General features: G+C 64.1%; 17 protein-coding genes. 13 read left to right on the top strand and 4 right to left on the bottom strand.

Going from position 1 to position 20,611, the window contains the following annotated elements; translation table 11 throughout:
- Positions 1-6: 6 nt before the first annotated feature.
- Positions 7-2,304, top strand: coding sequence for an NAD-dependent DNA ligase LigA (gene ligA / locus HMI59_RS14575; RefSeq protein ID WP_193591693.1), 2,298 nt, complete (start codon positions 7-9; stop codon positions 2,302-2,304).
- A complete protein-coding gene (locus HMI59_RS14570) occupies positions 2,301-3,143 on the top strand; it encodes an inositol monophosphatase family protein (RefSeq protein WP_166187100.1) in 843 nt (280 codons plus the stop codon). The genes ligA and HMI59_RS14570 overlap by 4 nt, the downstream gene beginning before the upstream one ends.
- 39 nt (positions 3,144-3,182) lie before the next feature.
- Here HMI59_RS14570 and HMI59_RS14565 read toward each other — a convergent pair whose 3' ends face one another.
- A complete protein-coding gene (locus HMI59_RS14565) occupies positions 3,183-4,550 on the bottom strand; it encodes an LLM class flavin-dependent oxidoreductase (RefSeq protein ID WP_193591692.1) in 1,368 nt (455 codons plus the stop codon).
- A 232-nt stretch (positions 4,551-4,782) separates the two neighbouring features.
- On the opposite strand from HMI59_RS14565, the gene HMI59_RS14560 reads away from it, so the two are divergent.
- Together HMI59_RS14560 and HMI59_RS14555 are read left to right on the top strand one after the other, a co-directional pair.
- Positions 4,783-5,295, top strand: a complete 513-nt coding sequence (locus HMI59_RS14560) for a GNAT family N-acetyltransferase (protein WP_193591691.1) — start codon at positions 4,783-4,785, stop codon at positions 5,293-5,295.
- Between the two features lie 54 nt (positions 5,296-5,349).
- Complete coding sequence (locus HMI59_RS14555; RefSeq protein WP_079941342.1) at positions 5,350-5,730, top strand: RidA family protein; 381 nt, start codon at positions 5,350-5,352, stop codon at positions 5,728-5,730.
- 70 nt (positions 5,731-5,800) lie between these two features.
- On the opposite strand, the gene HMI59_RS14550 is transcribed toward HMI59_RS14555, so the two are convergent.
- Together HMI59_RS14550 and HMI59_RS14545 are read right to left on the bottom strand one after the other, a co-directional pair.
- Positions 5,801-6,460: a response regulator gene (locus HMI59_RS14550; protein ID WP_031216188.1), complete on the bottom strand. Its 660-nt coding sequence runs from the start codon at positions 6,458-6,460 to the stop codon at positions 5,801-5,803.
- Positions 6,453-8,180 carry a sensor histidine kinase gene (locus HMI59_RS14545; protein WP_193593770.1) on the bottom strand — a complete coding sequence of 576 codons (1,728 nt, stop codon included), beginning with the start codon at positions 8,178-8,180 and terminating at the stop codon, positions 6,453-6,455. Before HMI59_RS14545 ends, HMI59_RS14550 begins: the two co-directional genes overlap by 8 nt.
- Positions 8,181-8,373: 193 nt before the next feature.
- Between HMI59_RS14545 and HMI59_RS14540 the strand changes: the two genes are divergently transcribed.
- From HMI59_RS14540 to HMI59_RS14500, 9 genes are all read left to right on the top strand, one after another.
- A complete protein-coding gene (locus tag HMI59_RS14540) occupies positions 8,374-9,864 on the top strand; it encodes a CitMHS family transporter (protein WP_193591690.1) in 1,491 nt (496 codons plus the stop codon).
- A 72-nt stretch (positions 9,865-9,936) separates the two neighbouring features.
- Positions 9,937-10,233 (top strand): Asp-tRNA(Asn)/Glu-tRNA(Gln) amidotransferase subunit GatC, encoded by a 297-nt coding sequence (gene gatC / locus HMI59_RS14535; RefSeq protein WP_021471375.1) that lies wholly within the window; start codon positions 9,937-9,939, stop codon positions 10,231-10,233.
- Between the two features lie 4 nt (positions 10,234-10,237).
- On the top strand, positions 10,238-11,794 hold the full coding sequence (gatA, locus tag HMI59_RS14530; protein WP_021471374.1) for an Asp-tRNA(Asn)/Glu-tRNA(Gln) amidotransferase subunit GatA: 1,557 nt from the start codon (positions 10,238-10,240) through the stop codon (positions 11,792-11,794).
- Positions 11,794-13,302, top strand: a complete 1,509-nt coding sequence (gene gatB / locus HMI59_RS14525; protein ID WP_166187780.1) for an Asp-tRNA(Asn)/Glu-tRNA(Gln) amidotransferase subunit GatB — start codon at positions 11,794-11,796, stop codon at positions 13,300-13,302. The genes gatA and gatB overlap by 1 nt, the downstream gene beginning before the upstream one ends.
- 226 nt (positions 13,303-13,528) lie before the next feature.
- Positions 13,529-14,563 (top strand): sugar ABC transporter permease, encoded by a 1,035-nt coding sequence (locus tag HMI59_RS14520; RefSeq protein WP_193591689.1) that lies wholly within the window; start codon positions 13,529-13,531, stop codon positions 14,561-14,563.
- 57 nt (positions 14,564-14,620) lie between these two features.
- Complete coding sequence (locus tag HMI59_RS14515; RefSeq protein ID WP_193591688.1) at positions 14,621-15,544, top strand: carbohydrate ABC transporter permease; 924 nt, start codon at positions 14,621-14,623, stop codon at positions 15,542-15,544.
- Positions 15,545-15,626: 82 nt separating this feature from the next.
- Positions 15,627-17,285 carry a sugar ABC transporter substrate-binding protein gene (locus tag HMI59_RS14510; RefSeq protein WP_193591687.1) on the top strand — a complete coding sequence of 553 codons (1,659 nt, stop codon included), beginning with the start codon at positions 15,627-15,629 and terminating at the stop codon, positions 17,283-17,285.
- Between the two features lie 53 nt (positions 17,286-17,338).
- Positions 17,339-18,382, top strand: coding sequence for a LacI family DNA-binding transcriptional regulator (locus HMI59_RS14505; protein ID WP_166187787.1), 1,044 nt, complete (start codon positions 17,339-17,341; stop codon positions 18,380-18,382).
- A gap of 26 nt (positions 18,383-18,408) precedes the next feature.
- Positions 18,409-19,611: a Gfo/Idh/MocA family protein gene (locus HMI59_RS14500; protein WP_193591686.1), complete on the top strand. Its 1,203-nt coding sequence runs from the start codon at positions 18,409-18,411 to the stop codon at positions 19,609-19,611.
- Here the strand turns inward: HMI59_RS14500 and HMI59_RS14495 are convergent.
- The gene (locus HMI59_RS14495) at positions 19,600-20,529 is read right to left on the bottom strand and encodes a LysR family transcriptional regulator (RefSeq protein ID WP_166187791.1); all 930 of its coding nucleotides are present in this window, start codon (positions 20,527-20,529) and stop codon (positions 19,600-19,602) included. The genes HMI59_RS14500 and HMI59_RS14495 overlap by 12 nt on opposite strands.
- Between the last annotated feature and the right edge of the window lie 82 nt (positions 20,530-20,611).

Genomic DNA, 20,611 nt, shown 5'->3' with positions numbered 1-20,611 from the left:
AGACCTGTGAGCACACCAGAGAATCCAGATCGGGTCAGCACCACATCCACGGCCGCCGTCGCCGTAGAGGAGGGTGCGCCGCCGTCGGAAAACCTCCGGGAAGAGTACCAGGAACTGGTTGACCTGGTCCGGAAGTACCGGTATGCGTATTACCAGGAAGACGCTCCCACTGTTTCCGACGCTGAGTATGACCTCCTGTATCGGCGCCTGGAGGAATTGGAAGCCCTCCATCCGGAGCTCGTCGCGAATGATTCACCCACCCAGGAAGTGGGCGGCGAGGTCTCCGCGGCTTTTGCCGCCGTCGAGCACCTCCAACGGATGTACAGCCTCGATGACGTGTTCTCGCTCGACGAGCTGGAGGCCTGGGTGCGGAAGGTCGAGGCGTCGGTGGCCAAGCTCGGGGACAGGGTCCCGCCGATCTCGTGGTTGACCGAGTTGAAGATCGATGGCCTGGCCGTGAACCTGCTGTACCGGGACGGCAAGCTGGTGCGTGCTGCTACCCGCGGCGACGGCACCACGGGTGAGGACATCACCCACAACGTCCTGACCATCAAGGAAATCCCGCGGCAGCTCAGCGGCTCGGGGTATCCGTCCGAAGTTGAGATCCGCGGCGAGGTCTTCATCCCGTCCAAGGCTTTCGCGGAGTTCAATGAGTCGTTGGTGGCAGCGGGCAAGGCGCCGCTGGCCAACCCCCGCAACGCCGCCGCGGGTTCGCTCCGGCAAAAAGATCCAGCGGAGACAGCCAAGCGTCCCCTCAGCATGTTCGTCCACGGCATCGGGGCCCGGGAAGGGCTGGAAGCGGCCGGCCAGTCGGAGACCTACAAGCTCCTGGGCGAATGGGGACTCCCGGTCAGTCCCTACTCGAAGGTCCTGGACTCTTACGACGGCGTCCTGGAATTCATTGCCCACTACGGCGAACACCGCCACGACCTCCTGCACGAGATCGACGGCATCGTGGTGAAGATCGATGACTTCGCCACCCAACGCGCACTCGGCTACACCTCCCGCGTGCCGAGGTGGGCCGCCGCGTACAAGTACCCGCCGGAAGAGGTCCACACCAAACTGCTGGACATCATGGTCAACGTCGGCCGGACCGGGCGTGTCACTCCGTTCGGGTTGATGGAACCCGTCAAGGTGTCCGGCTCCACCGTGGGCATGGCTACGCTGCACAACCAGGACGTCGTCAAGGCCAAAGGCGTGATGATCGGCGACATCGTGATTCTTCGCAAAGCCGGTGACGTCATCCCCGAAATTGTCGGTCCGGTACTGGCGCTTCGCGATAAGCAGGATCCGCCCGTCCGCGAATTCGTCATGCCCACCGAATGCCCTTCCTGCGGCACTCCGCTCGCGCCTTCCAAGGAGGGCGACGTGGACATCCGCTGCCCCAACGGAAAGTCCTGCCCTTCCCAGTTGCGTGAGCGGGTCTTCCACGTGGCCAGCCGTGGCGCCTTCGATATCGAGGCCCTGGGCTGGGAAGCGGCCATCGCGTTGACCCAGCCCGCAGTACCGGAGATTCCCCCGCTGACCAGCGAGGCCGCGCTGTTCGACTTGACCCGCGAAGATCTGGCAAACGTGATGATCCGCCGCGAGAAGAAATCCAAGGGCGTCGGCACAGGCCAGTACGAACTCGTTCCCTACTTCTATACGAAGGCCACGGCCAAGACGCCGTCCAAGCCCACTGCCACCACGGAGAAGCTTTTCGCGGAGCTGGAGAAAGCCAAGAAGCAGCCCCTGTGGCGGGTGCTTGTAGCGTTGTCCATCCGCCACGTCGGACCCACCGCCTCGCGGGCACTGGCAACCAACTTCGGAAGCATGGATGCCATTCGGAATGCGACCGAGGAACAACTGGCCCATGTGGACGGCGTCGGACCGACCATTGCGGCTGCCCTTAAGGAATGGTTCGCGGTTGACTGGCACAACGAGATCGTGGACAGGTGGGCTGCCGCCGGCGTTCGGATGGAGGATGACCGGGATACGGCTACTCCGCGCACGCTTGAAGGACTGACCGTGGTGGTCACGGGAACCCTGCCGAACTTCAGCCGGGATGAGGCCAAGGAAGCCATCATCATCCGTGGTGGCAAGGCGGCAGGCTCGGTATCGAAGAACACCAGCTATCTGGTGGCCGGTGAAAGCGCTGGTACCAAGCTGGACAAGGCGGAACAGCTCGGGATCCCGGTGTTGGATGAGGACGGATTCCGTGAGCTCCTGGCCAATGGGCCAGCTGCGCCGGAAGGTCAGCCCGCCACGTCCGAAGACCGGGAGAATGGCGATGAAGCTGCCGCGCGGGAAGGGGAATCCGAATGACCGCCGGGCATTCGCGCGCCGCAGTCCTGGAATTGCTGGAGGTCGCCAAAACGGCGGCCGCAGCGGGAGCCTCAGTGCTTGCCCAACGTTCGGTCACCGGAAGCGGTGGTGACGGCCTCGGAATGAGTAACAAGGGCGAAGCCGGGGACTGGGTAACGGAGTTCGATCTCGCAGCGGAGAACGCCGTCAGCCGGGCCATCGCCCAGGCACGGCCACACGACACGATCACGGGCGAGGAACAAGGAACCACCCGGCCGGAGCAGGCGTCCGGCTACCGCTGGTCCATCGATCCGCTGGACGGCACCACCAACTTCATCCGCAACATTGTTTACTACGCCACGTCCGTTGCCGTGGCAGATGCCGACGGCGTGTGGCTTGCCGGCGTGGTCCACGCGCCGGCGCTGGGCCGCGTCTACTCGGCTGCCCGCGGGCACGGCGCATGGGTTGAGGTTGCCGGGACCTCAACGCAGCTGACGGGCCCGGTCCCGGGGAGGAAAGGGCTGATCCTGGCAACGGGCTTCAGCTATGACCCCTCCACCCGCGCCAACCAGGTGGAGGGGCTGGGCGAACTCATGGAGGGCTTCGCTGATGTGCGGCGGTTGGGTTCGGCAGCACTGGACCTGTGCTTCGTCGCCGACGGCACCGTGGACGCCTTTGGCGAGCGGGGCTTGAACGAACACGATTACGCCGCCGGGGCCTTGATAGCCGAGGAGGCCGGTTGCTGGGTCCGCAGGCCAAAGCTGACAAGCCCGCTCGACGGCGGCCCAAGCACCGAAGACCGGTTGGCGGCCTGGACGTGCGCGGCCACGCTGGAGCTCTCCGGAAAGTTCCCTCTGTAGGGCTCCCATGATCCGCGCACTGGCCATCGCCAACTACCGCTAGAAGCCGGATCCGATCGAGGTCAGCTCCCGTGCGGGTGCGCCCGCGAAGCGGTTCACCGGCCGGTCCAGGCCATAGTGTCCCCGCAAGGTGGATGCCGTGTATTCGGTACGGAAGAGACCAAGCCGCTGAAGGATCGGCACCACCTGATCCACGAACACTTCCAAACCTGAAGGAAGCACCGGGGGCATGATGTTGAAGCCGTCCGCTGCTCCGGCGTCGAACCAGTCCTGAATGGCGTCCGCTACTTGTTCGGGGGTGCCGGAGAAGGTCCGGTGCCCGCGACCGCCGCCCAAACGACCGATGAGCTGCCGGACGGTGAGCTGCTCGCGCCGGGCCAATTCCACGATCAGGGTGTAGCGGCTCTTGGCGCCCTCGATGTCGTCCTCCGATGGAAGATCGGCCGGGAGTTGACGGTCCAGTGGGAGGTCTTCGGGTGCGAGCCGGAGAGTCTTGGCCAGCTGTTCGCGGGCGTATTCGGGTTTGATCAGTTCATCGAGTTCGCGCTCGAGCCGAAGGGCCTCGGCCTCGGTGGACCCGATCACGGGAACGATGCCCGGGAGGATCTTGATGCTGTCACGATCACGGCCCGCCGCCACGGTCCGTGCCTTGAGGTCTGCATAGAAGGCTTGCGCGTCTGCCAGTGTTTGGTGGGCGGTGAACACGGCTTCGGCGTAGTGCGCTGCGAGCTTCTTGCCGTTTTCGGAGGAGCCGGCCTGAACGATCAGCGGGTGGCCCTGCGGAGAACGAGGGACATTGAGCGGGCCGCGGACCCGGAAGTGCTTGCCCTCGTGTTCTATTGCCCGGATCCTGGTGGAGTCGCCCCAGACGCCGGCGGCCTTGTCCGCGAGCACGGCGTCGTCTTCCCAGCTGTCCCAGAGTTTTTGGGCCACGTCGATGAACTCGGCAGCGCGCTCATAGCGGACGGCGTGGGCCGGCTGGTCGGCGACGCCGAAGTTGCGCGCCGCGTCCGGACCCGCCGTCGTGACGACGTTCCACCCGGCCCGCCCGCCGCTGACCCAGTCCACCGAAGCGAAACGGCGTGCCAGGTTGAAGGGCTCGTTGTAGGTGGTGGAGGCGGTGGCGATCAGGCCGATCTTCTGTGTTGCTCCTGCGATGGCGGTGAGCAGGACGGTGGGTTCCAGCTTGCCTGCAGGGCGGCGCCCCACCTCGCCGAAGAGCACGGGGGAGTCGGCGAAGAAAATCGAGTCCAGCTTGCCGCGTTCGGCGGTGCGGGCCAGGTTTTGGTAATGACCGATCCTGGTGGAGGCCAAGGGGTCGCTTTCCGGGAGCCGCCAGGAGGCCTCGTGGTGGCCGGTGCTCATGAGGAACGCGTTGAGGTGCAGCTGACGCGGTGGTGTGGGCATGATCGAATCCTTTGGTTTTGGGGTGGCGTGGTCAGGTTTGCCCACTTCAACACGGCCGCGGCTCGGGGCGCCAGCCTTCCGAAACAAGGCCGCAACGGTGCGAAACCGGGCTTCATGGCGCGCAATCCGACTCAATCCCGCGATACCGGGTGACACACACAGGAGTGATAGTTCTGTCACGGAAAGCGCTGTTTCGCCGAATGCAACGCCCGGTTACCACTACCATTGACAGGTGCTTTCGCCGATTACTGTCCGTCCAGCCGTACCCGAAGACTACGACGCCGTTGCCCGCATAACGCAGGATTCGTACGTCACTGCGGGGTACTACGGCAGCGCGGATCACCCGTACCTGCAGCAACTTAAGAACGTGGCTGGCCGGGCGCAGCATGCGGACGTGCTGGTGGCCGAACGCGACGGGACCATCATCGGCTCAGTGACCGCTGCTCCCGCCGGAGGCGGCTTCTCCGACATTGGCTTGGACGGCGAGTTGGAGCTGCGGACCCTCGTGGTGGATCCGGCGGTGCAGCGCTCCGGCGCGGGCACTGCTTTGGTGAGTGCCGTCGTCGAGCAGGCCAAGGCGAGCGACGGTATCAATGCCGTGTGCCTCACCACCGGCGCCACGTGGGAGAGCGCCAACGCCCTCTACAACCGGACCGGTTTCGACCGGGTCCCCGAACGGGACTGGTTCGTCCCCGGCACCGACATAAAGTTGTTCGTTTACAGGCTTGAGCTCTCCCAGTCCTAGAGTTTTCCTCGGAAATCCCGGCAGCAGGCCGGGAGATGAACAGGAAGGCGCGGCATGCGCAAGACATACGGTTCAGGTTCGGTGTGGGAACAGACCCTTGGGTACTCCCGTGCGGTCCAGGTGGACAACACCCTTTACATTTCCGCGACGGCGGCCAGCGGACTCGACGGCATTGTGGGCGATGACTTCTACTCGCAGACCAAGTACATCCTCGAGAAGCTCGGCGCCGTCCTGGAAGAAGCCGGCTTCTCCTACGCGGACGTTGTCCAGTCCAAGCTCTACCTGACGGACATCAGCAAGTGGGAAGACGCCGGCCGCGCACACGGTGAAGTTTTCGGCGAAATCAGGCCCACCCTCTCCCTGGTGCACGTTCTGCCGTTCCTTGATCCGCAGATGCTGGTGGAGATCGAACTGGTGGCGCAGAAGTCCGCGTAGCGCACCCAACTGGGTCGCATTTAAGCGCGTTTAGCGTGCTCAAAACGCGCACAATTGCGACTCAGATGGGTCAGCCCGGGATGCCGTAACGGTGTTCCGGGCGGCCCGTGGTCCCGTAGCGCAGTTGGATTTCGACGGCGCCATCGTCCGCGAGCGAGGACAGGTACCTTTGCGCCGTGGCCCGGGACACGCCCACGCGGTCTGCGACTTCGGCAGCCGAGTACTGCTCGCCAGGCACCAAGGACTCCAGGACTGCTGCCTCGGTAGCCGAGCGGGGTTTGGCCGACGGCGTGACGTCGCCGGGGATCAGGGCACGCTTGGCCCGCTCGATGCTTGCCTGGTCAACGCTGGTTTGTTGCCCCAGGATGCGGCGGTACCGGGCGTAGGAGCGTAGCTGCTGGGACAGGGATTCCGCGGTGAAGGGTTTGAGCATGTAGCCCAGCGCACCGCGGCGCAGGGCCACCCGGATGGATTGCGCGTCCGAGGCCGCCGTCAGCATCACGGCATCGACGTCGAGCTGGCCCAGCAGGTCCAGCCCTGAACCGTCGGGCAGATAGACGTCCAGCAACACGAGGTCCGGGCGCAGGCTGTGGATCGCCTGCAACGCCTGGGACACTGAGCCCACGGGTGCCAGCGCCATGAATCCCGCCACGGAATCGACGTAGGCCGCGTGCAGCCTGGCCACGTGGAAGTCGTCGTCCACGATCAACACTCTCAAGTCCTCAGCCAATGCTGTCCTTCCTCGCCGTTGGCCCCGTCCCGGTTTCCGGTGCATCCATGTCGTCGTCCCGCACACCCGTGCCGCCCATGACGCCGGGAACGGTGGCCATGAAGACCGCCCCGGGTCCGCCGGGCGTGCCGCTCTCCAGAACCCTGACCTCGCCGCCCCGGCGACGTGCCAGGTTCCTGACCAACGCCAGCCCGAAACCTTGCCCGGCTGCCGCGCCGGACGGTTGCGCCGCCGTCGTGAATCCTTCCGCGAAGACCTCCTCGGGTCCGGCACCTGCCAAACCATCTCCCGAGTCTGCCACCACTATGTGCAGGGTCCCGCCGTGGCTGGCGTCGTCCAACAGTTCCACTTCCACCCAGCGTTCGGCTGCGGAACCCCCGACGGCGGCACTCACGGCGTTGTCGATGAGGTTGCCGAGCACTGTGGTGACGTCTTGGGGATCCACGACGTGGCCGCGTACCAGGGTTTCCGGACCGATGCGCAGGGTGACCCCCCGCTCGGAGGCTTCCACGCTCTTGGCGCCGATAAATGCCTGCAGGTAGGGATCCTGGAGCAACTCCGCCTGTTCCACAGGGAACTTCAGCGGTCCCGTGGCTGAGAGCCGTTCCAGGTATGTCTTGGCCTGTTCGTGCTGGCCGATGCTCATGAAGCCGGCAATCGTGTGGAGCTGGTTGGCGAACTCGTGGCGTTGGGCGCGCAGGGCCGTGGACATGGTTCCGACCGCGTCCAACTGCCGGGTGAGCTGCTGCAATTCGGTGCGGTCGCGCAGCATGACTACCCACCCGAGGTCCTCCTTGCGGTGCCAGGCCTTGCGGGCACTCGCCACGAGGACGCGTCCACCGGCCACAACCTCCACGGCCTCGGCGTCTTGGGCCGCAGGGCGGGTGAGTTGCTTGAGCTGGCCGGGAACGTTGGCGGATACCCAGTCCTGGCCGGTGATGTCCGGTAGGTCGAGGAGCCGTGATGCGGCAGCATTGAAGACCGAGATCCGACCGTCGGCAGAGATGCCGATCACGCCGTCGTCCACGCCCTGCAACACGGCCACCTGATCGTGGACCAGGGTGCTGATTTCCTCCGGTTCCAGCCCCAACGTCAGGCGCTGCAGGCGGTGGCGGAGCAGGAACGATGCCAGGACTCCGGCCAGCAGGGCGCCGCCGGCGGTCAGGGCGATCGGCACGATGTCCCGGGCAAGGCTCTTGGTCAGTGACTCCACTGAGTACCCCACGCTGACTTCGCCCACGATCGTGCCGGTCCGGTCCGCGGGGCCGGGGGCATAGACGGGAACTTTCGCGCCTGCGGAGGGGCCCAACGTGCCGGTGTTGCGCGTGGTGATTTCTTCGCCGCCCAGGGCAACGGAAGGATCCGTGCTGACCCGTTCGCCAAGGCGGGCGGGTTCGGGGTGGGCCAGTCGCAGGCCGGTTTCGTCGGTGATCACCACGAACAGGGCGCCGGTGCGGACCCGGGCCGCCTCAGCTGCGGCTTGGAGCGGTCCCTGCAGAAGGACCGGCGGGGGAGGAGTGCCTTCCTCCTTGCTGATTTCCTGGACGTCGGCCCGTACATCGGGGTCGGCGGCGACGGTCCGGGCGAGCGTCAAGGCCTGGTTCTCCGCCTCAGTGCCGATCCGGTCATAGACAAGCCAGGCGTGAACGGCGCCGCTGAGCAGCACCACCAGAAGCACGACGCCCAGTTGGAGAAGGAGCGTCTGGGTGGAAAACCGCATGCTGACATTGCTGCTGCGCACCTTCGCTCCTTTCCGTTATCTCCATTGAAGCATTGAGCACAATGCGCAAAACGTGCGCAACGAGCAGTACTTCCATCAATTCCCACAAACCCCGGCACGTGACCCGGACCACCCTAAGTTTGTAGTGCGCATCACACCGAAGTGTGCCATTCACAGTAGTAAGGAGCCGGCCGTGCTGGTTTTGCTTGGATTCGCAATGATTGCGGTATTCATGGTCCTGATCATGACCAAAAAACTGACGCCAGTCCTGGCGTTGATCATCGTCCCCACCGTTTTCGGACTTTTCGCCGGCGCCGGGCTGGGAATCGGGCCCATGGTCATGGATTCGATGAAGTCCATGACCTCCACGGCCGCGCTCCTCATGTTCGCGATCATCTACTTCGGTTTGATGATCGACGTCGGGCTCTTCGATCCGCTGGTGAAGTTCATCCTCCGGAAGCTCGGCAACGACCCCGCCAAAGTGGTCCTCGGCACCGCGATCCTCGCTGCGGCGGTTTCCCTTGACGGCGACGGCTCCACCACCTTCATCCTCACGACGGCCGCGATGCTGCCTGTCTACCTGCGGCTCAAGATGAGCCCCGTGGTCCTCACCTGCGTGGCAGGCCTCGCCAACGGCACCATGAACATCCTGCCGTGGGGCGGCCCCACCGCCCGCGCCGCCACCGCACTGCACCTGGACGTCAACGACGTCTTCGTTCCCATGGTCCCGTCGTTGATCGTCGGCCTCATCGTTGTCCTGGTCTTCGCCTGGCTGCTCGGCCTGCAGGAACGCAACCGCCTCCGCGCCACCGCTCCGGAAATCTGGGGTGACGTCGCCGGCGGTTCGGACGCGTTCGACGGCGGCAAGGGCCGCGGCGGTTCTGTCGCCGGCGGTTCGCGCAACGGCGGACCCCGCATTGGCCGCACCGGCACAGCCACAGGCGCCGGCAAGCCGGGCACCGGGGGAGGCACCGGCGTCGCAGTCCTCGAACGCACCGAAGAATTGGTGGACGAGCATGACACCGCCATGGCGGATACGGCACTGGACCCCAACCGTTCAACGCTTCGTCCCAAGCTGTTCTGGTTCAACCTCGGCCTGACGGTCGCCGTCATGGTCACCCTGGTTGCCAACATCGTCCCCCTGCCGTTCGTCTTCATGGTCGGTTCCGCAATCGCTCTGCTGGTGAACTTCCCCAAGGTCAAGGACCAAGGCGCACAGCTGATCGCCCACGCACCCTCGATCGTGGCAGTGGTCAGCATGGTCATGGCAGCCGCAGTCCTCACCGGCGTCCTCAACGGCACGGGCATGGTCAAGGCGATGTCCGAGTGGCTCGTTCAGATCATTCCCTCGGATATGGGCCCCTTTATGGCCGTCATCACCGGCGTGCTCAGCATTCCCATGACGTTCTTCATGAGCAACGATGCCTTCTACTTCGGTGTCCTCCCGGTCCTCAGCGAAACCGCGGCACACTATGGAGTCGATGCGGTCGACATGGCCCGGGCTTCCGTCACCGGCCAGCCGTTCCACTTGCAGAGCCCGCTGGTTCCGGCAATCCTCCTGCTGGTCTCCCTGGCCAAGGTGGACCTCGGCGACCATCACAAGAAGGTCCTGTGGCGCACCGCCGTCATCTCGCTCGTCATGCTCGCCGTGGGCATGCTGACCGGAGCCATCGGCATCGGCTGACCGTCGCACGTCCGTGCAGCCAAGCCAAGTAGACTGGTTCGGAAAACCATTTGAACTTTGCAGGGGAGATCCATGGCTGCGATCAACCGTGACGACGTCGCGCATCTTGCGCGTCTGGCTCACATTGAGATGAGTGACGAAGAGCTGGACAGGATGGCGGGCGAACTGGCCGTCATCGTGGACGCGGTGAAGTCCGTGAGTGAAGCCGCCGGGGATGATGTACCGGCCACGTCCCACCCTATTCCGTTGACCAACGTGTTCCGCGAGGACGTTGTTGGCCACACCTTCACGGCGGACCAGGCGCTGTCCGGAGCCCCGGATGCGGCCGAGAACCGCTTCAAGGTCCCGGCAATCCTGGATGAGGACTAACACGATGACTGAACAGAACAACGAACTCATTCGCCACTCAGCTGCCGACCTCGCCGCCAAGCTGGGCGCCGGCGACGTCTCCGCCGTCGAGGTCACCCAGGCGCACCTGGACCGGATCGCGGACGTCGACGGCCAGGTCAACGCCTTCCTGCACGTCAACGCCGAAGAGGCCCTGGCCGTCGCTGCCGAGGTGGACGCCGCCCGTGCAGCCGGCGAGGACCTGCACGCCCTCGCCGGTGTGCCGATCGCGGTGAAGGACCTGATCGTCACCATCGGCCAGCCCACCACGGCGGGCTCCAAGATCCTCGAGGGCTGGCACAGCCCCTACGACGCCACGGTGATCAAGAAGCTCCGTGCCGCGAAGATGCCGATCCTCGGCAAGACCAACCTTGACGAGTTCGCCATGGGTTCCTCCACGGAGCACTCCGCGTTCGGGCCCACCCGCAACCCGTGGGACCTGGACCGGATCCCCGGCGGTTCAGGCGGCGGGTCCGCTGCCGCCGTCGCTGCTTTTGAAGCGCCGCTCGCCCTGGGCACGGATACCGGCGGATCCATCCGCCAGCCCGGTGCCGTCACCGGAACCGTGGGCATGAAGCCGACGTATGGTGCCGTGTCCCGTTACGGAGCCATTGCGATGGCTTCGTCGCTGGACCAGATCGGTCCTGTGTCCCGTACGGTGCTGGACTCCGCACTCCTGCAGGAAGTCATCGGCGGCCACGATCCTTTCGACTCCACGTCACTGACCGATCCGTTCACCAACCTGGTTGAGGCTGCCCGCCTGGGCAACGTTGCCGGGATGAAGATCGGCATCATCAAGGAACTGCACGGCGAGGGCTACCAGGCCGGCGTCGAGAACCGTTTCAACGAATCCCTCGAGCTGCTCAAGGAAGCCGGAGCGGAAATCGTTGAGGTCTCCTGCCCCAACCTGAAGTACGCCCTGGGCGCCTACTACCTCATCATGCCCTCCGAGGTCTCCAGCAACCTGGCCAAGTTCGACGGCGTCCGGTACGGTCTGCGGGTACTGCCCAAGGACGGTCCCATGACCATTGAACGTGTCATGGCAGCCACGCGCGCCGCTGGTTTCGGCGACGAAGCCAAGCGCCGCATCATCCTTGGAACCTATGCTTTGAGCGCCGGCTACTACGACGCCTACTACGGTTCCGCGCAGAAGGTCCGCACGCTCATCCAGCGCGACTTCGATGCTGCGTTCGCCCGGGCGGACGTCCTGATCTCCCCGACGGCGCCCACCACGGCGTTCAAGCTGGGGGAGAAGCTCGACGATCCGCTGGCCATGTACCTGAACGACGTCGCTACGATTCCTGCCAACCTGGCCGGCATTCCGGGTCTCTCGCTGCCGGGCGGCCTGGCCGATGAAGACGGTCTGCCGGTTGGTATCCAGTTGCTGGCTCCGGCCCGCGAGGATGCACGCCTCTACCGCGTGGGCGCGGTGCTCGAATCCGCCCTCGAAGAGAAGTGGGGCGGCCCGATGCTTGCGCAGGCACCTCTGTTGAATAAAGCCGGGCTCGGCACTGTTACATCTACCGCCGGAGGTTCCAACTAATGTCCGTCGACGCAATCCTGAGCTTCGAGGAAGCCATGGAGAAGTACGATCCCGTCCTGGGGTTTGAGGTCCACGTTGAGCTCAACACCAAGACCAAGATGTTCTCCTCAGCCCCGAACGTTTTCGGCGACGAGCCGAACACCAATGTCAACGAGGTGGACCTGGGCATGCCCGGTGTCCTTCCCGTCGTCAATAAGGCGGCTGTGGAGTCATCCATCAAGATCGGCCTCGCCCTGAACTGCAAGATCGCCGAGTCCTGCCGTTTTGCCCGGAAGAACTACTTCTACCCGGACACGCCCAAGAACTTCCAGACCTCGCAGTATGACGAGCCCATTGCCTACGACGGCTACCTGGACATCGAGCTCGAGGACGGCACGGTCTTCCGCGTCGAGATCGAGCGTGCCCACATGGAAGAGGACGCCGGAAAGCTGACCCACATGGGTGGCGCCGCAGGCCGCATCCAGGGCGCCGACTACTCCTTGGTGGATTACAACCGCGCCGGTGTTCCCCTCGTGGAAATCGTCACCAAGCCGATTGAGGGCGCGGGCAGCCGCGCACCGGAACTCGCGAAGGCCTATGTGGCTGCCGTCCGCGAGATCGTGAAGAACCTTGGCGTGTCCGACGCCCGCATGGAACGCGGCAACGTCCGTTGCGATGCGAACGTGTCCCTGCGCCCGCACGGCCAGGAGCGCTTCGGTATCCGCTCGGAGACCAAGAACGTCAACTCGCTGCGCGCCGTCGAACACGCCGTCCGCTACGAAATCCAGCGTCACGCCGCGGTGCTGGATTCCGGCCAGCCGGTTGTCCAGGAGACGCGCCACTGGCACGAGGACACACGTTCGACGACGTCGGGCCGGGCCAAGTCCGACGCCGACGACTACCGCTACTTCCCGGAGCCGGACCTGGTTCCCGTGGTTGCCTCGCGTGAGTGGGTGGAGGAGCTTCGCGCCACCCTCCCCGAGCCGCCGGCCGAGCGCCGGAAGCGCCTCAAGGAAGCCTGGGGCTACTCCGACCTCGAATTCCGCGACGTCGTCAACGCCGGGGTCATGGACTCCGTCGAGGAAACCGTCGCTGCCGGTGCCACGGCCGACGTAGCCCGCAAGTGGTGGATGGGCGAGGTTGTTGGCCGCGCCAAGGTTGCCGACGTGGAACCGGCAGAACTCGGCGTCACCCCGCAGCTGATTGTTGAACTCAACAAGCTTGTTGAGGGCGGCAAGATCAACAACAAGATGGCATCCCAAGTACTGGACGGCGTCCTCGCCGGAGAAGGTACGCCGGAGGAGATCATCGCCAAGCGCGGCCTGGCCGTAGTTTCCGACGACGGCCCCCTCCTGGAAGCCATTGACGCAGCCCTTGCAGCCCAGCCGGACGTCGCCGAGAAGATCCGCGGCGGCAAGATCCAGGCCATCGGCGCCATCGTGGGCGGGGTCATGAAGGCCACGCGCGGGCAAGCCGATGCCGGACGCGTCCGTGAGCTGATCCTCGAGAAACTCGGGGTCCAGGGCTAGTTAGCCCAACCAGCTGGCAGCAGTGGTTGTTTTGAGCGGTCAAAACAACCACTGCTGCCAGCTATTTTTTTGTCTCAGCCGCGCGCTGTGACGAAAAGTGATTTCTAAACGCAGTTTCGATCACGATGTTGCAAAAAGAGATGCGAGTCACTTATGGTTTGTTAAACGGTTAACGAGCGTGGCTTGAATCACATCGATGGTTTCGCTCAGCACTTGAGGAGACTGCATGAACTCGACGACGGAACAGGCTCCGGTATTGCCCGAAGCTCGCCGAGTCCCGGATCGGGCGGGCGTAACAGTCCGCTCCTCCGGTCCGAAGAAGCGGAAGAGGAGCAACGTCCAGAAGCAGAGTTTCCGGGCCCGCCTGCGGAGCGACAAGCAGATGCTGCTCATGATGCTCCCGGGAGTGGCCTTTCTCCTGCTCTTCTTCTACATACCCATCCTGGGCAACGTCATCGCGTTCCAGGACTACCAGCCCTACCTGGGCATCGGTGACAGCCTGTGGGTGGGCTGGCAGAACTTCGTGGACCTTTTCGGCAATCCGGACTTCATCCACGCTTTCTGGAACACCTTGTACCTGGCCGCCTGGCAGTTGGTCTTCCTCTTCCCGGTGCCGCTGGTCCTGGCACTGATCGTGGATTCACTGATCAGCACCCGCGTCCGCCGGATTTTCCAAAGCATCGCCTACCTGCCGCACTTTCTTTCCTGGGTCTTGGTCATCGCGTTCTTCCAGCAGATGCTCGGCGGCGCAGGTTTCGTCAACAACGTGCTCCGGGACTGGGGCATGGAACCGATCCCGTTCATGACCAACCCGGAGACGTTCCCGGTGTTGGTGGTGGTCCAGATGATCTGGAAGGACGCCGGCTGGGCAATGATCATCTTCCTTGCGGCACTTGCCAGCATTGATGCCTCGCTCTACGAAGCGGCAGCGGCCGACGGTGCGGGTCGCTGGCGCAGGATGTGGCACATCACCCTGCCCGGCCTCAGGCCCGTGATCGTCCTCCTGCTCATCCTTCGCATCGGCGACATTCTTTCCGTGGGCTTCGAGCAGTTCATCCTGCAGCGCGACGCCGTGGGAGCAGGCGCCGCGGAAGTGCTTGACACCTTCACCTACTACACGGGCGTGGTGGGAGGCGGCTGGAGCTCGGGCGCGGCAGCCGGACTGGCCAAGGGCATAGTCAGCGCCCTGCTGATATATGGCGCCAACAAACTTGCCCACCGCTTCGGCGAAGACGGAATCTTCGCACAACGAGTGCGCTGAAAGCCACGCTGACCCGCGCGCCTGCCGCGCTGCGCCCGCCGCATTAGGAGAAACCCCATGGCAACAACACTTTTCACCATGAAACCCCGGGAGCTTAGCTACAACCCCAAGCGCCCCGTGTGGAAGGAGAAGCCTTCCGCCCTGTATCAAACGGTCAAAGCCGTAGTCCTGGTTGTCTTCAGCGTGTCCATCCTGACGCCCATTTTGCTGGTAGTCTCCACGTCCCTGGCTGACAACGAACAACTCGTGAAGGCCGGCGGGTTCGTACTCTGGCCCGAACGTCCAACCTTGGAAGCCTACGCCACCATTTTCAAGGGCCCCATGGTGCTGCAATCCCTCGGGGTCAGCATGCTGGTAACCGTGGTGGGTACCATCCTGGCGCTGTTCGTGACCATCACCATGGCCTATGCCACCAGCCGCACGGTCCTGTTTGGCCGGCCGGTGGTCCTTGCGGTCCTGCTGACCCTCCTGTTCGCACCGGGCCTGATTCCGTCCTTTCTGATGATCCGCCAGCTTGGCCTGCTGGATTCGTTGTGGTCGCTGATCCTTCCGGGCATTTTCGGGGCCTTCAACTTTGTGGTCATGCGTTCGTTCTTCATGAATATCCCGGGCGAGCTCATCGAAAGTGCCAGGATCGACGGCGCCAACGACTGGCAGATCCTGTGGCGCATCGTGATGCCGCTGTCCAAAGCCGTGATCGCCGTCGTCGGGCTGTTTTACGCAGTGGGCTTTTGGAACTCGTTCTTCAACGCTTTGCTCTACATCAACGACCACAGCAAGTGGCCCATCCAGTTGCTGCTCCGCAATTTCGTGGTCCAGGGCAGCGGTGCGGCGGACCAGCTGGGAATCACCACCTCACCGCCACCCCAGTCCATCCAGATGGCAGTGGTGGTGGTAGCGCTTGTCCCGATCCTGATGGTCTACCCGTTCCTCCAAAAGCACTTCGCCAAGGGCGTGATCACCGGCGCCGTCAAGGGCTAGCGCCCCGCCGGGAACACGCGTTCACCAAGCACTTCAATCACGCATATCAGCTATGAAGCAAGTAACCAGAAAGGGTTATGCCATGACCAGCACTACCTCTCAGGCTGGATTCAGCCGCCGCGGTTTCCTTGGCCTCGCCGGGCTGGCCGTCACCGCCGCAGGCTTGTCCGCCTGTGGTGGCGGCGGGGCCGCAGGCAACGGAGGCGCCGCCGCCTCCGCGTCGGTCACGTTGCCCACGTACAAGGAATTCACCGGCGTCACTCCGGATATCGCCGGTAACGCAAAGGGCCTCCAAGCCGCCTACTTCAAGCTGCCCACCGCCGTGCAGTCCGTGAAGGCGCCGCCGCTCAAAGGCAAAGTCACCGGCCTGACGGAAACCTTCGAAACCATGAGCCCCGGCCTGAAGGACAATCCCTTCTGGCAGCGGCTCAATGCCAAGCTCGGCGGCGACCTGGAGCTTCAGATTGCCGAAGACATTGGCGACGGCTATCCGGCCAAGTTCGCCACGGTGCTTGCCAGCAATGATCTTCCGGACATGATGTGGGTTCCGCCGAACCAGGGTATCCCCAACGTTGGCCCGATGCTCGAGGCCAAGTTCCAGGACCTGACGCCGTACCTTTCCGGTGACGCAGTCCTTGAGTACCCCAACCTTGCCGCACTGAAGCCCGATTCCTGGAAGACCGCCGTCGTGAACGGCAAGATCTGGGGAGCTCCCATCCCGAGTACCCCCTTCGGGCAGGTCTACGCGGGCAACCATGACGTGTGGGCGCAGGTGGGTGGCTTCGAAGCTGCCAACGCCGGGGAATTCCTGGAGAAGGCCAAGGAGCTGACCCGTCCCGGTGAACAGAAATACGCGCTGGAACCTGCCTACATCAACGCCCTCCACATGGTGACTGAGTGGTTTGGTGCGCCGAACAGTTGGGCCGTCAATAAAGACCGCACGCTGACCCATCTGTATGAAACCGACGAATATATGGCGGGCGTGGAGTTCACGGCCAAGATGTTCGCGGCCGGTGTCTTCTACCCGGACGCCAAGGCCTCGGACATCCGCACGCGGGTGGCCAACGGCAGCGTTGCCGCGCAGGTGCTGGTGGGCCCGCACGATATCCGCAGCTACCGCGCCCTGAACAAGAACGCGAAATTCGACATCCTGATCCCGTTCAGTGCCGACGGCAAGGTCAAGCCCGTCTACGACATGGGCTATGGAACGGTGGGCTTCACCCCGTTCAAGAAGGCGGAAGAGGGAAAGATCCGTGAGTTGCTGGCGCTGATGAACTACCTGTCGGCGCCGTTCGGCACGGTGGAGTACATGCAAAAGAACTTCGGCGAGCTTGGTCAGGATTACACCCTTGATGCTTCAGGGAATCCTGCATTGACGGAGGCAGGAGCCATCAATGCACCCGGTTTGGTGTCGGCGTTGAACATCATGTCCAGCCCCGAGAACGTCATTTTCAACCCCGGGTTCGACGACGACACCCGGTACGTCAGCCGGCAGGAAGAGAAACTGCTCGAGTTTGCCTGGCGCAATCCCACCAACGGCTCCTACTCGGACACCAACGCCAAGGTGGGTGCCAAGATCACCAAGCAGCTGCGCGACAAGGTGGTGGATATCATCACCGGCCGCGCAAAGATCGACGAACTCAAGGACGCGGTCAAGCGCTGGAAGAGCGAAGGCGGAGACAAGATGCGCGATGAGTACCAGGCCGCGTTGGACCCCAACGCGCCTGTCTTCAGGAGCTAGCCTCAAACCAACAACGAAACCACTCGGACGCGAAGAACACAGCAAGGGGAACCATGGCAAAAGCGGGCACCACAGGAGTCAGGCCCACCATCCGCATGGTGGCCGAACTCGCGGGCGTTTCCACAGCCACGGTTTCCTATGTGTTGTCAGGTCGCCGCGGTGAGGGCGGACCCGGGGTGTCGGATGCGACGGCGGACAAGGTCAAGGCGGTAGCCGAGCGGCTCGGCTACCGCCCCAACCAGGCTGCCCGGGCCATTCGGACAGGCCGGACAAATACGGTGATCCTGTCCCTGACCATGCTCTCCGACCCTTGGTCGCTGTCGGTCATCGAGGCCGTTCAGAAAGCGTCAGCTCCACTGGGCATCACGCCGATGATTTTGGGTGACGCCGACTGGGTCAAGGTGCTGGGCACGCACAATGCCGATGCGGTCTTCGTGGACGCAGTCCGTCCTGAGCAGCGGGAAGCCCTGCGCCGGCTCGCCGGGCACGGCACCACGCTGGTGGTCTTTGACGAGGAGCTGCCCGCGGAGGGCTTCGATGTCATCCGCTCCATCGCCGGACCAGGCTGCCGCGTGGCCGTGGAGCACCTGCTCCACGGCCACCGGCGGATTGCCTGCCTGACCCCGGCATCAGCGGGAGGCAAGACCGGAGGGACCAGGTACCAGGCCTACTCGTCCGCTTTGGCTGCGGCGAAGATCCCGGAAAGAGAGGATTACGTAGGCCTGTTCGACGGCACCACCGCCGGCGCCTACGCTGCGGCAACACGGCTGCTCAGCATGCCGGACCGGCCCACAGCTATTTACGCCACCACGGATTACGCCGCGGTCAGCGCCATCAACGCTGCCCAACGCCTGGGCCTCGCCGTGGGCACAGACGTGGACATCATCGGTGTGGGCAACACAGTGGAAGGCGAACGGATGTCGCCCTCGCTGAGCACTGTGGGCCCCGTTGATTTCTTCGACAAACTCGCCCGACTGCTCCTGCGGCGGGCAACCGGTCACGCCGTCCCGGAGGCACCCGGAGTCCTCGACTTCCCCTGGCACTTGTTCGTGCGCGAATCGGCGCCGCACCGAAATGCCGAAACCAGACTCAACTAAAACAGCAGAAGGAAAAATTACACGCCATGGAAAAGGATTTGAAGGTCGGCATCGTGGGTTTCGGCTTGCGTTCAGGGCTGTGGAAGCACGCCCACAAGCCGGGCCAAGGCTCCGAAGTCACCGTTGTTTGCGACCTCAGTGAACGTGGCCGGGCAGACGCCGCCGGCAGCATCCCGACGGCCCGCATCACTGGAGATCTTGAGGAACTGCTGGACAGCGGGATCGACGCCGTCCTCGTCCTGACCCCCGACAACCAGCACGCCGCCGTCGCCGTCCGAACGCTTAAGGCGGGCATCCCCACTTTCTGCGAGAAACCCCTGGACATCACGGTGCAGGCTGCGGACCTGATCCTGAAGACGGCCTTTGAAACCGGAACCCGTCTGTACGTAGGCCACAACATGCGCCACATGCCCGTGGTGGTCCAGATGCGCAACCTGATCGAGGAAGGCAGGATCGGCGACGTCAAAGCGGTCTGGTGCCGCCACTTCGTCGGCCACGGGGGAGACTTCTACTTCAAGGACTGGCACGCCCAGCGCGCCAACGTCACGTCCCTTCTCCTTCAAAAAGGTGCCCACGACATTGATGTCATCCACTGGCTGGCCGGCGGGTACACCAAGCGGGTTGCCGCCGTCGGAGACCTCGCAGTCTATGGTGAAGTGGCCAACCGCGGTGATAACACCGGCAAGCGCATGGGGGACTGGTTCTCGATCGACAACTGGCCACCCACCGAGCAGAAGGACCTGGCGGAGATCATTGATGTCGAGGACATCTCCATGATGAACATGGTGCTCGACAACGGCGTCCTGGCCAGCTATCAGCAGTGCCATTTCACCCCTGATTACTGGCGCAATTACACGGTTATCGGCACCAAAGGCCGGATCGAGAACTTCGGCGACGGGCCGGGGGAGACCATCAAAGTGTGGACCAGCCGGACCTCCGGCTACGCGGAGCCGGACCAGGTCATCCCCATTCAGGACGGCGAAGGCGGCCACGGCGGTGCGGACCCTCTCCTGATCGGGGAGTTCCTGCGCTTCGCCTCCGAAGGCGGCCGGACCCGGACAAGCCCGGTTGCCGCCCGGCAGGCAGTAGTGGCCGGCATCCTCGCCACGGAATCGCTGCGCAGTGACGGCTCGGCCCGGGAGGTACCGGAGCTTCCGGCCGATTTGGTGGCGTACTTCGACGCCGGCCAGCCCGCTCGCCACGCGGTTAACTGCGGTCTACCTGGGTGAGGAGAGCCCGGCCATGACGGTTTGAAGTGACTCGCAAACCATCATGACCGATTTCCGTTTGAGCGTTTCGGGCCGTGCAAGGATGTCGATCTTGCGGACCGAATTCACGCCCGACAGTGGACGCAGTACCACCCCGGCGTCCAGCACCCGCCGTGCCGTGAACCGCGGCAGCAGGCCGATCGCGCCACCGGCAGATACCAGCGCCGCCACGGTCGAATAGTCGTTGATGCGGTGCAGCACCTCGGCAGGCCGCCCGCTCACGGCAACGACGGCGGCAAGGACGTCCGCGGGCGAATAGCCATCGCGGCTGGTCACCCACGGTTCATCCACGACGTCGGACGGACCCAGTTGGCGCCGCGAAGCCAGCGGGTGTCCTGCCGGCAAAGCGACATCCAGGGGTTCATCGGCCAGCGGAATAACGGCAACTTTGTCTTCGGGCCATGGCGGGCTGTTGTCCATGCGGTGGGCGAGGACCAGGTCGTAGCGCGCTGCCAACCCCGGGAAATCCTCCTGGGCCACGTCCTCGTCTGCGAGGCGCAGGCGGGGTGACTTCCCGCCGTCGGACTCTGTTTTCGAAGCCAGCAGCGCTGCCAGGGGAGCGAACAGCGCCTGCCCGGCGCTATGGAAGGCGCTGACGCTGACGGGCGCGTCCGGGGCGTCGTGGTAGGCGCCAATCGCCGCCCGCGCATCCGCCATGGCGTTGACGACGGCGGCGCCCGCCTCGGCGAGGACGCGGCCGGCGTCGGTCAGCACCAGGGCGCGGCCCTCCTTGCGCGTCAACGGCACGTCCACGGATTTCTGCAGCAGCGCGAGCTGTTGGGATACGGCTGAGGGCGTCACCATGAGCGTGTCTGCGACGGCCTTGACGCTGCCCAGGTCGCCGAGTTCGCGAAGCATCTGCAGCTGGTGAATTTCCATTAGCAAATCCTAAATCGTTGATTGAGAAGATTCTAATTGTGCTAAATCGTTGGCGAGGCTCTAATAGAAGTCAGCAGCAGCG

Origin of the sequence: Paenarthrobacter sp. YJN-5 (assembly GCF_015040095.1) — a bacterium.
Taxonomy (GTDB): domain Bacteria; phylum Actinomycetota; class Actinomycetes; order Actinomycetales; family Micrococcaceae; genus Arthrobacter; species Arthrobacter ureafaciens.
This window is presented reverse-complemented; position numbering and strand designations above follow the sequence as displayed.

What these genes read in the sequence shown, in the direction of transcription:
- HMI59_RS14570 (WP_166187100.1), top strand. Translation starts at nt 2,301, where the DNA reads ATGACCGCCGGGCATTCGCGCGCCGCAGTCCTGGAATTGCTGGAGGTC.
- HMI59_RS14565 (WP_193591692.1), bottom strand. Translation starts at nt 4,550, where the DNA reads ATGCCCACACCACCGCGTCAGCTGCACCTCAACGCGTTCCTCATGAGC.
- HMI59_RS14555 (WP_079941342.1), top strand. Translation starts at nt 5,350, where the DNA reads ATGCGCAAGACATACGGTTCAGGTTCGGTGTGGGAACAGACCCTTGGG.
- HMI59_RS14545 (WP_193593770.1), bottom strand. Translation starts at nt 8,180, where the DNA reads ATGCGGTTTTCCACCCAGACGCTCCTTCTCCAACTGGGCGTCGTGCTT.
- gatC (WP_021471375.1), top strand. Translation starts at nt 9,937, where the DNA reads ATGGCTGCGATCAACCGTGACGACGTCGCGCATCTTGCGCGTCTGGCT.
- gatA (WP_021471374.1), top strand. Translation starts at nt 10,238, where the DNA reads ATGACTGAACAGAACAACGAACTCATTCGCCACTCAGCTGCCGACCTC.
- gatB (WP_166187780.1), top strand. Translation starts at nt 11,794, where the DNA reads ATGTCCGTCGACGCAATCCTGAGCTTCGAGGAAGCCATGGAGAAGTAC.
- HMI59_RS14520 (WP_193591689.1), top strand. Translation starts at nt 13,529, where the DNA reads ATGAACTCGACGACGGAACAGGCTCCGGTATTGCCCGAAGCTCGCCGA.
- HMI59_RS14515 (WP_193591688.1), top strand. Translation starts at nt 14,621, where the DNA reads ATGGCAACAACACTTTTCACCATGAAACCCCGGGAGCTTAGCTACAAC.
- HMI59_RS14510 (WP_193591687.1), top strand. Translation starts at nt 15,627, where the DNA reads ATGACCAGCACTACCTCTCAGGCTGGATTCAGCCGCCGCGGTTTCCTT.
- HMI59_RS14505 (WP_166187787.1), top strand. Translation starts at nt 17,339, where the DNA reads ATGGCAAAAGCGGGCACCACAGGAGTCAGGCCCACCATCCGCATGGTG.
- HMI59_RS14500 (WP_193591686.1), top strand. Translation starts at nt 18,409, where the DNA reads ATGGAAAAGGATTTGAAGGTCGGCATCGTGGGTTTCGGCTTGCGTTCA.
- HMI59_RS14495 (WP_166187791.1), bottom strand. Translation starts at nt 20,529, where the DNA reads ATGGAAATTCACCAGCTGCAGATGCTTCGCGAACTCGGCGACCTGGGC.